11 protein-coding genes are annotated in these 14,667 nt (G+C 53.9%); 9 read left to right on the top strand and 2 right to left on the bottom strand.

Translation table 11 applies throughout. The features are described 5' to 3' along the window. Positions 1 to 18: 18 nt before the first annotated feature. Positions 19 to 2,652: a DNA topoisomerase (ATP-hydrolyzing) subunit A gene (gene gyrA, locus O1Q98_RS17415; protein ID WP_125258737.1), complete on the bottom strand. Its 2,634-nt coding sequence runs from the start codon at positions 2,650 to 2,652 to the stop codon at positions 19 to 21. A 301-nt stretch (positions 2,653 to 2,953) separates the two neighbouring features. Between gyrA and ubiG the strand changes: the two genes are divergently transcribed. The 6 genes from ubiG to O1Q98_RS17385 all read left to right on the top strand — a co-directional run bounded on the left by ubiG (position 2,954) and on the right by O1Q98_RS17385 (position 9,624). After that, positions 2,954 to 3,712, top strand: a complete 759-nt coding sequence (gene ubiG, locus O1Q98_RS17410; protein WP_125258736.1) for a bifunctional 2-polyprenyl-6-hydroxyphenol methylase/3-demethylubiquinol 3-O-methyltransferase UbiG — start codon at positions 2,954 to 2,956, stop codon at positions 3,710 to 3,712. A 512-nt stretch (positions 3,713 to 4,224) separates the two neighbouring features. Next, positions 4,225 to 6,513 carry a class 1a ribonucleoside-diphosphate reductase subunit alpha gene (nrdA, locus tag O1Q98_RS17405; RefSeq protein WP_125258735.1) on the top strand — a complete coding sequence of 763 codons (2,289 nt, stop codon included), beginning with the start codon at positions 4,225 to 4,227 and terminating at the stop codon, positions 6,511 to 6,513. Between the two features lie 171 nt (positions 6,514 to 6,684). Then, on the top strand, positions 6,685 to 7,815 hold the full coding sequence (nrdB, locus tag O1Q98_RS17400; RefSeq protein WP_125258734.1) for a class Ia ribonucleoside-diphosphate reductase subunit beta: 1,131 nt from the start codon (positions 6,685 to 6,687) through the stop codon (positions 7,813 to 7,815). A gap of 3 nt (positions 7,816 to 7,818) precedes the next feature. Continuing rightward, positions 7,819 to 8,079, top strand: coding sequence for a class I ribonucleotide reductase maintenance protein YfaE (gene yfaE / locus O1Q98_RS17395; protein WP_125258733.1), 261 nt, complete (start codon positions 7,819 to 7,821; stop codon positions 8,077 to 8,079). A gap of 169 nt (positions 8,080 to 8,248) precedes the next feature. Beyond that, positions 8,249 to 9,163: an SPFH domain-containing protein gene (locus tag O1Q98_RS17390; protein ID WP_125258732.1), complete on the top strand. Its 915-nt coding sequence runs from the start codon at positions 8,249 to 8,251 to the stop codon at positions 9,161 to 9,163. Between the two features lie 2 nt (positions 9,164 to 9,165). Further along, positions 9,166 to 9,624, top strand: a complete 459-nt coding sequence (locus O1Q98_RS17385; protein ID WP_125258731.1) for an NfeD family protein — start codon at positions 9,166 to 9,168, stop codon at positions 9,622 to 9,624. Between the two features lie 40 nt (positions 9,625 to 9,664). Here O1Q98_RS17385 and cueR read toward each other — a convergent pair whose 3' ends face one another. After that, positions 9,665 to 10,102: a Cu(I)-responsive transcriptional regulator gene (cueR, locus tag O1Q98_RS17380; RefSeq protein WP_125258730.1), complete on the bottom strand. Its 438-nt coding sequence runs from the start codon at positions 10,100 to 10,102 to the stop codon at positions 9,665 to 9,667. A 127-nt stretch (positions 10,103 to 10,229) separates the two neighbouring features. Here cueR and copA point away from each other — a divergent pair, with 127 nt between their 5' ends. The 3 genes from copA to ybaK all read left to right on the top strand — a co-directional run bounded on the left by copA (position 10,230) and on the right by ybaK (position 14,591). Continuing rightward, positions 10,230 to 13,079: a copper-exporting P-type ATPase CopA gene (copA, locus tag O1Q98_RS17375; RefSeq protein WP_125258729.1), complete on the top strand. Its 2,850-nt coding sequence runs from the start codon at positions 10,230 to 10,232 to the stop codon at positions 13,077 to 13,079. A gap of 202 nt (positions 13,080 to 13,281) precedes the next feature. After that, a complete protein-coding gene (locus O1Q98_RS17370) occupies positions 13,282 to 14,094 on the top strand; it encodes a TraB/GumN family protein (protein WP_125258728.1) in 813 nt (270 codons plus the stop codon). Between the two features lie 17 nt (positions 14,095 to 14,111). Continuing rightward, a complete protein-coding gene (gene ybaK / locus O1Q98_RS17365; protein WP_125258727.1) occupies positions 14,112 to 14,591 on the top strand; it encodes a Cys-tRNA(Pro)/Cys-tRNA(Cys) deacylase YbaK in 480 nt (159 codons plus the stop codon). The last annotated feature ends 76 nt before the right edge of the window (positions 14,592 to 14,667 follow it).

Genomic DNA, 14,667 nt, shown 5'->3' with positions numbered 1-14,667 from the left:
AATATCAATGAAGAAGAATTATTCATCATCAGCCGGTGTCTCGTCATCGGCCTCCGGTTCATCAGACTCTTCTTGCGGTAACTCACCATCGACAGGGACAACGCTATCCAGTTCGTCATCCTCTACCGGCTCGGCGACGCGCTGCAAGCCGACAACCTGCTCATCTTCGGCAGTACGAATCAGTGTCACCCCTTGAGTATTGCGTCCCACAATACTGACTTCGGAAACACGGGTACGCACTAACGTGCCGGCATCGGTGATCATCATTATCTGATCGGCGGTATCAACCTGCACCGCCCCCACCACGTTACCGTTACGCTCGCTGACCTTGATGGAGATAACGCCTTTGGTGGCGCGGGATTTGGTTGGGTACTCGCTTACAGCGGTACGTTTACCAAAACCGTTTTGCGTGACGGTCAGAATGTCGCCCTCGCCTCGCGGCACAATCAGCGATACCACGCGATCATCATTCTGCAAACTGATGCCGCGCACCCCGGTCGCCGTACGGCCCATGGTACGCACCGCTGATTCGCAAAAACGCACCACCTTGCCTTCGGCAGAGAACAACATCACTTCGTTGCTGCCATCCGTCAGGTCAACACCAATCAACTCATCGCCATCGTTCAGACCCACGGCGATAATCCCGGCGCTACGCGGGCGGCTAAACTCGGTCAGTGCGGTCTTCTTGACCGTACCGCTCGCCGTCGCCATGAACACATTCATGCCCTCTTCGTACTCGCGTACCGGCAGAATCGCAGTGATGCGTTCATCCTGCTCCAGCGGCAGCAGGTTGATGATAGGACGTCCACGCGCGCCACGGCTTGCTTCCGGCAGTTGATAAACCTTCAGCCAGTAGAGACGGCCACGGCTGGAGAAGCACAGGATAGTGTCGTGGGTATTCGCTACCAATAGCCTATCGATGAAGTCTTCTTCTTTGATGCGCGCGGCAGATTTCCCTTTCCCGCCACGACGCTGGGCTTCGTAATCACTCAGCGGTTGGTATTTGACATAACCCTGATGCGACAGCGTGACGACCACGTTCTCTTCGTTAATCAAATCTTCGATGTTGATGTCAGCGCTGTTATGCGTAATCTCTGTGCGGCGAGGATCGTTGTACTGTTCACGAATCGCGACCAACTCCTCACGGATAACTTCCATCAGGCGCTCGGGGCTACGCAGAATAAACAGTAACTCGGCTATCTGCGCCAGCAGTTCCTTATATTCATCAAGCAGCCTCTCATGTTCCAGGCCGGTCAGTTTCTGCAAACGCAGATCCAAAATCGCCTGCGCCTGCTGTTCGGTAAGATGGTAGTACCCATCATGAATACCAAACTCCGGCTCCAGCCACTCCGGGCGAGCCGCATCATCACCGGCACGTTCCAGCATGGCGGAAACGCTGCCAAGCTGCCACGCCTGCGCAATCAGCGCGGTTTTAGCCTCAGCTGGTGTTGATGCATGACGAATAAGCTCAATAATCGGGTCAATATTCGCCAGCGCAATCGCCAGCCCTTCCAGAATATGCGCCCGCTCACGCGCTTTGCGCAGTTCGAAAATGGTGCGGCGCGTCACGACTTCACGGCGATGACGCACAAATGCGGCCAAAATATCCTTCAGCGGCATTAATTTCGGCTGGCCCTGGTGCAGCGCCACCATATTGATGCCAAACGACACCTGCATTTGCGTCTGGGCATACAGATGGTTAAGCACCACTTCACCGACCGCATCGCGTTTAATCTCAATGACGATACGCATACCGTCTTTGTCAGACTCATCGCGCAGCGCACTGATCCCCTCAATGCGCTTTTCTTTGACCAGTTCGGCAATCTTTTCTATCAGTCGTGCTTTGTTCACCTGATAAGGGATTTCATGCACGATGATGGTTTCACGACCCGATTTGGCATCGGCTTCCACTTCGGCGCGCGCACGGATATACACTTTGCCTCGGCCAGTCCGGTAAGCTTCTTCGATGCCGCGCTTGCCATTAATAATGGCCGCCGTCGGAAAATCGGGCCCAGGAATATGCGCCATCAACCCTTCGATGCTGATATTTTCATCATCGATATAGGCCAGACAGCCGTTAATCACTTCAGTGAGGTTATGGGGCGGAATGTTGGTCGCCATCCCGACGGCAATACCGGATGAACCGTTGACCAACAGGTTTGGAATGCGGGTAGGCATCACATCCGGGATCTGCTCCGTGCCATCGTAGTTTGGCACAAAGTCCACCGTCTCTTTTTCCAGATCGGCAAGTAACTCGTGGGCAATTTTTGACATGCGCACTTCGGTATAACGCATCGCCGCAGCGGAATCCCCGTCGATGGAACCGAAGTTACCCTGCCCATCCACCAGCATATAACGCAGTGAAAATGGCTGGGCCATACGCACAATGGTGTCATACACCGCGCTGTCGCCGTGCGGGTGGTATTTACCGATAACGTCCCCGACCACACGGGCCGATTTCTTATAAGGCTTGTTCCAGTCGTTCCCCAGCACACTCATCGCGTACAGCACGCGGCGGTGTACCGGCTTGAGGCCATCGCGAACATCCGGCAACGCGCGCCCGACGATGACGGACATGGCATAATCCAGATATGAACTTTTCAGCTCTTCTTCGATGTTGACCGGTGTAATTTCTCTGGCTAGGTCGCTCATGGAGCCGCTATCCCTCTATTTCTGCCCGATTTTAAAAGGTGGAAAATGATATCACAAACCGGGGTTTCAGGGGAAACGCCGTACCCGATTACTGGCGGGTATTTGGCGTTTCTTTCACGTTTCAGGCCGTGTTAGCGGGGCGAATGTTTGCAGATGGGCGATGCATCAACCCTGTGTCTTGCAACCGCACAACGGTAAGCTGCTACAACATCGCCTTGCGGCTCGCTATACTCGCCTACGTTGCGCGTTAATGAACACGAACGAAAACAAACACAGATCACAGAAAAAAGTGAGCATCTCCATGAACACAAAGGCCATCCATACCGATGAGAGCGACACCACGCCGCACCGTGCGCTAAATGTCGATCATGACGAAATCGCCAAATTTGAAGCCGTGGCCTCACGCTGGTGGGATCTGGAAGGCGAATTCAAACCGCTGCACCGCATCAATCCACTGCGTCTGAATTACATTATCGAGCGCGCCGACGGTATTTTTGCTAAACACGTATTAGACGTTGGCTGCGGCGGCGGCATTCTGGCTGAGAGCATGGCGCGGGAAGGCGCTCATGTTACCGGTTTGGATATGGGCAGTGAACCGTTACAGGTCGCCCGGCTGCATGCGCTGGAAAGCGGCGTTGAGGTTAACTACGTGCAGGAAACCGTCGAAGCGCACGCTGACAGCCATGGCGAAAAATATGATGTCGTCACCTGTATGGAAATGCTTGAACACGTTCCTGACCCACGTTCAGTGGTGCTGGCATGCGCACGGCTGGTCAAACCCGGCGGCCATGTGTTCTTCTCCACCATCAACCGCAATACCAAAGCCTGGTTGATGCTGATTGTCGGCGCTGAATACCTGACCAATATCGTGCCGCGCGGCACCCACGATGCCAAAAAATTCATCCGTCCGGCTGAATTGCTGTCTTGGGTCGATATGACGCCGCTACGTGAACGCCATATCATCGGCTTACACTACAATCCGCTGTCAGACCGCTTCCGTCTTGGGGCTAATGTTGACGTCAATTACATGCTACACACCCAGTACCCGAAACCGGAATAAGCGCCAAAACCGAGCCTTACGCACTTATCAACAGGCTGTCACCGTACAACAGGCCAGTGGCGATACCACTGGCTTTTTTAGCCTCGCCGATTATATTTTCAGCTACGAATAGCGTAAGATTCATGCTGATTACCCTGCCAAAGCCAGACTATTCCGAATAAATTGATCAAAACACGGTTTTGGTTAATCCAAACAGTGGCCGGTCGGATAAGAAACCGACGAACGATCAATTTTTTTATTTTTTCTGCCTTGCCGTTGACATGATAAGGAACCCCCGTGGTAGCTGGGGCTCGTCCGATTTATTCTCATGTTATCCACAACCGAGCCGGATTTTGCTCACTTGCAAAGCCCGGACTTTCACATTATCTTGTTATCAAAATCCGACCCACCCCCTATATATAGTGTTTACTTCTAACAGAAAGCACTATTTTTTTTGTTTGCATTTTTGCTGAATAGAAAAACGGGGCGGCCAAAACGACAAAACTCGTGTCAAAAAACAGGTACTACGCCACATGAATCAGAGTCTGCTTGTTACCAAACGCGATGGCAGCAAAGAACGCATCAATCTGGACAAAATCCACCGGGTTATCACCTGGGCGGCAGAAGGGTTACACAATGTCTCCGTCTCTCAGGTTGAACTGCGTTCCCATATCCAGTTTTATGACGGTATTAAAACTGCCGACATTCACGAAACCATTATCAAAGCCGCCGCTGACCTGATCTCCCGCGATAGCCCGGATTATCAGTATCTGGCTGCGCGTCTGGCGATTTTTCATCTGCGCAAAAAAGCCTACGGTCAATTCGAACCGCCGAAACTGTACGACCATGTGGTGAAAATGGTCGAAATGGCAAAGTACGACCGCCATTTGCTGGAAGATTACACGGAAGAAGAATTCACCCAAATGGACGCTTTCATCGATCACTGGCGTGACATGAATTTCTCTTATGCTGCGGTAAAACAGCTGGAAGGGAAATATCTGGTACAAAACCGCGTAACCGGTGACATCTACGAAAGCGCCCAGTTCTTGTATGTGCTGGTTGCCGCCTGCCTGTTTTCCGGTTATCCCCGTGAAACCCGGCTGGATTACGTTAAGCGTTTTTATGACGCCGTTTCCACTTTTAAAATCTCGCTGCCGACGCCGATTATGTCCGGCGTGCGCACCCCGACACGCCAGTTTAGTTCTTGTGTCTTGATTGAATGTGGCGACAGCCTGGACTCTATCAATGCCACCTCAAGCGCCATCGTCAAATATGTTTCGCAGCGCGCAGGGATTGGTATTAATGCTGGCCGAATTCGCGCGCTGGGCAGCCCGATTCGCGGTGGCGAGGCGTTTCACACCGGCTGTATTCCATTTTATAAACACTTCCAGACAGCGGTGAAATCCTGTTCTCAGGGCGGGGTACGCGGCGGCGCGGCGACACTGTTTTATCCGTTATGGCATCTGGAAGTCGAAAGCCTGCTGGTACTGAAAAACAACCGTGGCGTGGAAGGCAACCGCGTGCGCCATCTTGACTATGGCGTTCAGCTCAACAAGCTGATGTATCAGCGTCTGGTGAAGGGCGGCGATATCACGCTGTTCAGCCCGTCCGACGTGCCGGGTCTGTACGATGCGTTCTTCAACAATCAGGACGAATTCGAACGCCTGTACGTCAAATATGAGCAGGACAACAGTATCCGCAAGCAGCAGATCAAAGCCGCAGAGTTGTTCTCGCTGATGATGCAGGAGCGCGCCTCTACCGGCCGTATCTATATTCAGAACGTTGACCACTGCAACACCCACAGCCCGTTTGATCCGCTGGTCGCACCGGTACGTCAGTCCAATCTGTGCCTTGAAATTGCGCTGCCAACCAAGCCGCTGGAAGACGTCAACGACGAGAACGGCGAGATTGCGCTGTGTACCCTGTCGGCATTTAACCTCGGTGCAATCAACTCGCTGGACGAACTTGACGATCTGGCGGTGCTGGCGGTGCGCGCCCTTGATGCCCTGCTCGATTATCAGGACTACCCGATTCCGGCCGCCAAACGCGGTGCCATGGGGCGGCGTACGCTGGGGATTGGGGTTATCAACTTTGCCTATTATCTGGCGAAAAATGGCGTCCGTTACTCCGATGGCAGCGCCAATAACCTCACACATCGCACTTTTGAAGCCATTCAATACTACTTATTGAAAGCGTCTAACCAGTTAGCGCGCGAGCAAGGCGCCTGCCCGTGGTTTAACGAAACCACCTATGCCCAGGGCATTCTGCCAATAGACAGCTATAAGCGCGATCTGGATAAGATCTGCAATGAACCACTGCATTATGACTGGGAAACACTGCGTAAAGACATCACCGCCTATGGCCTGCGCAACTCCACACTGTCAGCATTGATGCCGTCGGAAACCTCATCGCAAATCTCCAACGCCACCAATGGTATTGAGCCTCCGCGTGGTCATATTAGCGTCAAAGCCTCTAAAGACGGTATTTTGCGTCAGGTGGTGCCAGAGTACGAAACGCTAAAAGGCGCGTATGAATTGCTGTGGGATATGCCGTCTAACGATGGCTACCTGCAACTGGTTGGTCTGATGCAGAAATTTATCGATCAGGCGATTTCGGCGAACACCAACTATGACCCGGCGCGTTTCCCATCAGGAAAAGTGCCGATGACCCAGTTGCTCAAAGACCTGCTAACAGCGTATAAATTCGGGCTGAAAACGCTGTACTACCAAAACACGCGAGATGGCGCAGAAGATGCGCAAGATGACCTGCTCGATAGCGCCTCGCAGGATGATGGCTGCGAAAGCGGCGCGTGTAAGATCTAACACCAACGCGTTTGCATACCGTGCCGGGGCGCTGCCAAAGCGCGCCCGGCAGATAACGTCTGTTATGTCGCCCTCGTCGCCACCACCGGTGACGCTGGTGCAACCCGCCCCGATGAATCAGCGGTTTAACGGCATTGCCTGCGGGTTGCTGTGACTGTGTTTGGAGAGACCATGGCCTATACCACTTTTTCACAGAACAAAAACGACCAACTACTGGAGCCGATGTTTTTCGGCCAGCCGGTTAATGTCGCGCGCTACGATCAACAAAAATACGAAATTTTTGAAAAACTGATTGAGAAACAACTTTCGTTCTTCTGGCGTCCTGAAGAAGTGGATGTCTCCCGCGATCGCATTGATTACCAGGGGCTACCGGAACACGAGAAACACATTTTTATCAGCAATTTAAAATACCAGACCCTGTTGGATTCTATTCAAGGCCGTAGCCCCAACGTTGCATTACTCCCACTCATCTCCATACCCGAATTGGAAACATGGGTGGAAACATGGGCATTTTCGGAAACCATTCATTCCCGATCCTACACCCATATTATTCGTAACATCGTCAACGATCCGTCGATTGTCTTCGACGACATCGTGACCAACGAAGAGATCCTCAAACGCGCAAAAGACATCTCCGGTTTTTACGATGAGTTGATAGAACTGACGAGCTACTACCATCTGCTGGGCGAAGGCTCACATCAGGTGAACGGCAAAACATTACAGGTCAGCCTGTATGAACTGAAGAAAAAGCTCTACCTGTGCCTGATGAGCGTGAACGCGCTGGAAGCGATCCGTTTCTATGTCAGTTTCGCCTGCTCTTTCGCCTTTGCCGAGCGCGAACTGATGGAAGGCAACGCCAAGATAATTAAGCTTATTGCGCGTGACGAAGCGCTGCATCTCACCGGTACTCAGCATATGCTAAACCTGATGCGTGCCGGTCAAGATGACCCGGAAATGGCGCTAATAGCAGAAGAGTGCCAGCAACAGTGCTATGACCTGTTTTTACTGGCCGCACAGCAAGAAAAAGAGTGGGCTGAATACCTGTTCCGTGATGGTTCAATGATTGGATTGAACAAGGATATTCTCTGCCAGTATGTCGAGTACATCACCAATATTCGCATGCAGGCTGTCGGCTTGCCGCTGCCATTTGAAACCCGCACCAATCCAATTCCATGGATCAACGCCTGGCTGGTTTCTGACAACGTACAGGTTGCGCCACAAGAGGTCGAAGTGAGTTCTTATCTGGTCGGGCAGATTGATGCCGAAATCAATGCCGATGACCTGAGTGATTTCCAACTCTAACCGATGAGCATTGCAACCATTACGCTGCGCCTGTCCGGGGCGCAGTTACCCTACTCCAGGCAACACAACAACCTGCTGGAAGCGCTTGAAGCACAACGGGTTCCCATCGAGTATCAGTGTCGTTCAGGCTACTGCGGCGCCTGCCGGTTGCGGCTGGTGAAAGGCAGCGTGACCTATCGCGATGCACCGCTGGCCTGTTTACAACAAGGTGAAATTTTACCCTGTTGCTGCATGCCGCTTGATGATATCGAACTGGATATTTAAGACCGCTGGCTGCAACAGCCAGCGTCAGTTTGCAGCCATTTTCTCGCGCCAGCCCGCACACTTAACGCATTATCAGCGTATACCCCATCACTCTTTCGTTCGTCTGCGTTACACTTTCGTTTGCGTTACACTCTGTTCGTAACGTAAAGAGACTATGGAGAGTAAAGACATGCTAACGTTTGTTCCAGTTTTGATTTTTCTGGCGCTGGTGATCGTCTGGTCTGGCATCAAAGTGGTGCCGCAAGGCTATCAGTGGACGGTTGAACGGTTTGGCCGTTATACCCACACGCTGATGCCTGGCCTGAATCTGGTTATTCCGTTTATGGACAGAATCGGCCGGAAAATTAACATGATGGAACAGGTTCTCGATATCCCCTCACAGGAAGTTATCTCCAAAGATAACGCCAACGTCACCATTGATGCGGTCTGCTTCATTCAAGTGGTCGATGCTGCACGCGCGGCTTATGAAGTCAGTAACCTGCAACTGGCCATCATCAATCTGACCATGACCAACATTCGTACTGTGCTGGGGTCGATGGAGCTTGATGAAATGCTCTCTCAGCGAGACAGCATCAATTCACGCCTGCTGCATATTGTCGATGAAGCCACCAATCCCTGGGGCATTAAAGTGACCCGTATTGAAATCCGCGATGTGCGCCCACCGGCAGAGCTGATTGCCTCAATGAACGCTCAAATGAAAGCCGAGCGCACCAAGCGCGCTGAAATTTTAGAGGCCGAAGGTATCCGGCAGGCTGCGATTCTGAAAGCGGAAGGGGAAAAACAGTCGCAAATCCTGAAAGCCGAGGGCGAGCGCCAATCCGCATTTTTACAGGCGGAAGCGCGTGAACGTGCCGCTGAAGCGGAAGCCCGCGCAACACAGATGGTGTCTGCGGCGATTGCTGCCGGAGATATTCAGGCCATCAACTATTTTGTGGCGCAAAAATACACCGATGCGCTGCAAAATATCGGCGCGGCCACTAACAGTAAAGTGATCATGATGCCGCTCGATACCAGCAACCTGATGGGCGCTATCGGTGGCATTAGTGAGTTGATTAAAGCGAGCAAGGCTGACAGGAGAGAATAACCATGGCGTGGCTGGCACTGGAAAATGGCTATGGATATTGGTTATCACTGGGTGGACTGTTGCTGGCCGCCGAGATGCTGGGTGCCAGCGGTTATCTGTTATGGAGCGGTATCGCCGCCCTACTCACCGGGGTGATTACCTGGTGTTTACCGCTGAATGCGACGTGGCAATGCCTTCTTTTTGCCACGCTCACGGTCGCGGCGGCGCTGTGTTGGTGGCTGTGGCTTCGCCAACGCAGCGGTATTCATACCGGGCCATTGCTTAATCAGCGCACGCAGCTGTTAATCGGCCAACATGGGGTGGTGACTGAAGCCATTAATAACGGCATTGGTCGGGTTAGCATCGCGGATAGCACCTGGCGGGCAGAGTCCAATGACGCGCTGGCTGTCGGTACTCAGGTGGAAATTATTGCCGTCATCGGCATTACATTGCAGGTGCGCCCTCTTCGCGCAACCAAATAAACGCGCTGACCTCCCCCGGCAGACGGCAACAAAAGCGCCGTTACGCAGGCGAAGATTGGCCATGACGTTCGTCTGCCGCAGCGCCATGGCAGCACCCGGCAAGTTGGCTGATGATGGGGCACTCGGCACCATTATCTCCCGGGCAAGAGTCTGCCAGCGCCAGCAAGCGCTGTCGCATGGCGTTGAGCTCCTCAATCTGGCGTTCGATGTCACCCACTTTTTGTAATGTGCGCGCTTTTACATCTGCACTATGGCGCTGCGGGTTATTAAATAGCGCCACCAGTTCGCGGCACTCTTCCAACGTAAAACCGACCTGACGCGCCTGGCGCAGCAGCGTCAGCTCTTCGACATGGTGAAGATTGTAGCTGCGATAGCCATTCTCACAGCGTAAAGGCGCGGTCATTAAGCCTTTTTCTTCATAAAAGCGAATGGTCTTACTGGTTAAACCGGTTTTTTTCGCCACATCACTGATATTCATCACATCCCCTTGACCCTTCCCTTGCTGGAAGGTTTACGCTGCAGGCAGGCTGAATGTAGAACTAATCAAAATCACACCGATGGTCAACGTCTTTGACGTTCAGGTGTGATCACCGAGGTAGATTATTATGTCGCAAACTGTCGTACTTTCATTGCAGGGTCTCTCCTGCGAACACTGCGTCGGGCGAGTCAAGCAGACGCTGGAAAGCCAGCCGGGTGTAGAGCATGTTGACGTCTCGCTCCATTACGCCACAGTGACGGGCTCGGCCAATCATACGGCGCTGACAGACGCCATCAGCGCCGCTGGATACCCGGCAAGCGTAGCAACGGCTGCCGATGTCACCCTGCACCTCAGCGGCCTCAATTGCCAGCACTGTGTTGCATCCACCCGCAAAGCACTGGCAAGCGTTCCCGGCGTGGAGGCGATGACGGTGAGTTTACATCACGCTGAGATTTTCGGTCATGCCGAACCACAGGCAGTGGTACAAGCCATTGAGAATGCAGGCTTTCACGCCACCTTGTCACAAGGAAATACACCACAAGAAAATACGTCACAAGAAGAAATGCCACAGGGAGAAGGCCACCCAAAATCTGAGCCGCTGGCCTCGCCAGACTCGTTGCCGGAAAGTCGGCCAGCGGCGTCGGTCTATGTTCCGGCCACCAGTGTTGCGACAGCTGATGCTTTGCAACAGCCACAGCCACAACAACACATTCAGCGCGCTGAAAATACCGTCACCACAGCGGACAGCGTCCCTCTGCTGTTAAGCGGCATGACCTGCGCCAGTTGCGTCAACCGGGTACAACGCGCGTTACAACAGGTACCCGGCGTAAAACACGCGCGAGTCAATCTGGCCGATCGTAGTGCGCTGGTACAGGGCACCATGTCACATCAGGCCTTGATTGATGCGGTGCAACAAGCAGGGTACGGCGCAGAGATAGTCTTGGATGACACCACGCGCCGCATCCGTCAGGCGGATAGCGCACGCCACGCGATTCGCCGTTTTCGCTGGCAGGCGGCATTGGCGCTCACGCTAGGCATTCCATTAATGGTGTGGGGCATGGCTGGCGGCAACATGACGCTGACGCATGAGAACCGCCCCCTGTGGTTATTCACCGGCATACTGACTCTGGCTGTGATGGTGATTGCCGGCGGGCACTTCTATCGCAATGCCTGGCGTAGCCTGATGAAAGGCAGCGCTACCATGGATACGCTGGTCGCGCTGGGCACAGGAGCGGCCTGGCTCTACTCGATTGCAGTGAACCTATGGCCGGAACGCTTTCCGATGCAGGCACAGCATCTCTACTATGAAGCCAGCGCCATGATAATCGGCTTGATTAATCTAGGCCATGCGCTGGAGCAGCAGGCGCGCCAGCGATCTTCACTGGCACTGGAAAAGCTGCTCGACCTGACGCCGCCAACCGCCAGAGTCGTCACCGCACAAGGCGACAAGATAATGCCGTTAAACGAGGTCGAAACCGGCATGCGGTTACGCCTTACCACCGGAGACACCATTGCCGTAGACGGTGAGCTCGAACACGGTGAGCTATGGGTTGATGAAGCCATGCTGACCGGCGAGCCGCTGGCGGTACAAAAAACAGCCGGTGACGCGCTACACGCAGGCACACAGGTTACAGATGGCAGCGCAATCCTCCGTGCGCTGGCTGTCGGCCATCACACCATGCTCTCTCGTATCATTCATCTGGTGCGGCAGGCACAAAGCAGTAAACCGGCCATCGGCCAACTGGCCGATCGGATTTCCGCGATTTTTGTACCGGTGGTTGTCATTATCGCATTGATAAGCGGTGCTATCTGGTACGTTATCGGCCCAGAACCTCAGGTTATCTATACATTGGTGGTTGTCACTACCGTGCTGATTATTGCCTGTCCTTGTGCATTGGGGCTGGCGACGCCAATGTCAATCATCGCAGGTGTGGGCCGGGCCGCCGAATTCGGCATTCTGGTGCGGGATGCCGATGCGCTGCAACAAGCAAGCGCACTCGATGTCCTGGTCTTTGATAAAACCGGCACCCTGACCGCCGGAACACCTCAGGTTGTCGCACTCGAAACCTTCGCAGACCTTGATGCCCCCCAGGTGCTACGCCTGGCTGCGGCACTGGAACAAGGTGCCAACCACCCGCTGGCAAAAGCCATTCTTGAGCGCGCAGAAGGCATCAGCGGCGGCGTCGTCACCCAGTTCCATACGCTGCCAGGCCTCGGCGTCAGCGGTTGTGTCGATGGTATTTCACTGCTGCTCGGTAATCCGGCACTCATGGCACAATCCGCCATCAGCCTGGGCGACGGTGAGCAATCGCCACAGCACTCGCTGGATAAACACACCGCGCTAGGCCGAACGCCAATCCTGCTTGCTGCCAATGGCCAGGTGGTGGCGCTTTTCGCGGTACAGGACACCTTACGTGCAGACAGTATCAGCGCGCTACGCCGCTTGCACCATCACGGCTACTCACTGGTGATGCTAACCGGCGACACCGCAGCCACGGCCCAGGCCATCGCCCATGACGTAGGAATTGATCAGGTTATCGCCGGTGTGTTGCCCGATGGCAAAGCAGAGGCTATCCGCCGGTTACAGTCTGCCGGGCATCGCGTTGCCATGATTGGCGACGGCATCAACGATGCACCGGCGCTGGCGCAGGCTGATGTCGGTATCGCCATGGGAGGGGGAAGCGACATCGCGATGGAAACCGCCGCCATGACGTTGATGCGCAACAACCTGCACGGCGTTGCTGACGCTCTCGCCCTCGCGCGCGCCACCATGGGCAACATGCGACAAAATCTGCTGGGCGCGTTTGTATACAACAGTCTCGGTATTCCTATTGCAGCCGGCGTGCTCTATCCATTTACCGGTACATTGCTTAACCCGGTTGTCGCGGGGGCGGCGATGGCGCTTTCGTCAATAACGGTGGTGAGTAATGCCAACCGCTTGCTGCGCTTTAAACCAAAAGAGACGCCATCACATTAAGCATTCGCGAGGGGAGCCGATTCACGCCCCCTCATGCGTCCCAGCCAGCCGGTATAATCACAAAGGAATTAGCGGTACAACTTCCGGTGTGAAGCAGTTAGCATAGGCCTCCTGAAGGTCGGGTGTAACGTTGATGATACGGATTTTCACCTGATGCGCTTACCCCCGATATGCTTACCCTCATCGTGCAGGAGATGCAAACATGCAGCGGCTGATACGCCAGATAGCCACTTTTCTCGGCTTCCTCTCTGCGCCAACCTATCGTTATCCGGCCGTTGATGTCGCACTCGCGCAGGCGCGTCGGTTTCATCTGGTAGGCAGCATCCATATGGGAACTGTGGACATGTCTCCTTTGCCTCATGACCTCCTGACGCGTCTGGAGCAGGCGAATGCATTGGTCGTAGAGGCAGACATTTCCGACAATGATTCACCATTTAGCGAGCTGCCGCCCGAGCCACCGCTGGCAGAGCGGCTCGATAGCGAAACATGCCAACAGCTGGAACAGTTGTGTCAGACACTGTCATTCGGTTATCAGAATCTTGACCGTGTCCCTGCCTGGCAGGCAGCCTTAATGCTACAGGCGCGCCAGGCCATGATGCTCGGGCTACGGCCCGACTATGGTATCGATTACCAATTAATCAACGCGGCAAAAGACAGCGGGATTGCCATCATTGAGCTCGAAGGCCAGCAAACCCAGCTTGAATTGCTGCAACAGTTGCCACACGGCGGTCTTGCCCTGTTGGAGGATACATTAGCCCATTGGCACACCAATGCGCGCCTGTTACAAACCATGGTCAGTTGGTGGATAGACCAAAAGCCGATGCGCGCAGATAATGTGCCCGCCACCTTTAGTAATGATCTCACCCACATGCTCATACAGCACCGTAACGAACAGTGGCAGCAGCAACTAGCCGCCTTGCCGCAGGGAAAATACGTGGTTTCCGTCGGTGCCCTGCATTTATATGGTGAGCACAATTTGCCCGATTTATTACGCTCTGCCGCGCACATCCGTTGAAGTTAAGGACGTTTATCATGACACCCGCAGTCACACTGCTTGAAAAACAGAAAGTCAGGTTCACTCTTCACCACTACCATCATGACGCCGAGGAAACCCACTTTGGCGAAGAGGCGGCGCGTAAACTGGGACTGGATAAGCAGCAGGTGTATAAAACCCTGTTGGTCTGTCTCAATGGCGAAGCGAAACAACTGGCTGTTGCGGTCACTCCCGTTGCCGGTCAGTTAGATCTGAAAAAAGTCGCCAGGGCGCTGGGGGTTAAAAAAGTCGATATGGCCGATCCGGTCATTGCCCAGCGTACAACGGGTTATCTGGTTGGCGGAATCAGCCCGCTTGGGCAAAAAAAACGCCTGCCGACGGTCATTGATGAACAAGCTTCACTGTTTACGACCATTTTTATTTCTGGCGGGAAGCGCGGGCTGGATATTGAATTGGCGGCGGCAGACCTGGCGCGATTGCTGGATGCCACATTTGCTGACATCGCGAAACAGGACTGAGGTAAATGAAGACAACGGCAGAGGACTCCACGGCCAGTGTTGCCCTCTGCCGCTGCTTCAACATTCATAAAAAATA

Source organism: Dickeya lacustris (genome assembly GCF_029635795.1).
In the GTDB taxonomy this organism is placed as follows: Bacteria; Pseudomonadota; Gammaproteobacteria; order Enterobacterales; family Enterobacteriaceae; genus Dickeya; species Dickeya lacustris.
This window is presented reverse-complemented; position numbering and strand designations above follow the sequence as displayed.

Coding starts and splice junctions, on each gene's coding strand:
- gyrA (WP_125258737.1), bottom strand. CDS start 2,652: ATGAGCGACCTAGCCAGAGAAATTACACCGGTCAACATCGAAGAAGAG.
- ubiG (WP_125258736.1), top strand. CDS start 2,954: ATGAACACAAAGGCCATCCATACCGATGAGAGCGACACCACGCCGCAC.
- nrdA (WP_125258735.1), top strand. CDS start 4,225: ATGAATCAGAGTCTGCTTGTTACCAAACGCGATGGCAGCAAAGAACGC.
- nrdB (WP_125258734.1), top strand. CDS start 6,685: ATGGCCTATACCACTTTTTCACAGAACAAAAACGACCAACTACTGGAG.
- yfaE (WP_125258733.1), top strand. CDS start 7,819: ATGAGCATTGCAACCATTACGCTGCGCCTGTCCGGGGCGCAGTTACCC.
- O1Q98_RS17390 (WP_125258732.1), top strand. CDS start 8,249: ATGCTAACGTTTGTTCCAGTTTTGATTTTTCTGGCGCTGGTGATCGTC.
- O1Q98_RS17385 (WP_125258731.1), top strand. CDS start 9,166: ATGGCGTGGCTGGCACTGGAAAATGGCTATGGATATTGGTTATCACTG.
- cueR (WP_125258730.1), bottom strand. CDS start 10,102: ATGAATATCAGTGATGTGGCGAAAAAAACCGGTTTAACCAGTAAGACC.
- copA (WP_125258729.1), top strand. CDS start 10,230: ATGTCGCAAACTGTCGTACTTTCATTGCAGGGTCTCTCCTGCGAACAC.
- O1Q98_RS17370 (WP_125258728.1), top strand. CDS start 13,282: ATGCAGCGGCTGATACGCCAGATAGCCACTTTTCTCGGCTTCCTCTCT.
- ybaK (WP_125258727.1), top strand. CDS start 14,112: ATGACACCCGCAGTCACACTGCTTGAAAAACAGAAAGTCAGGTTCACT.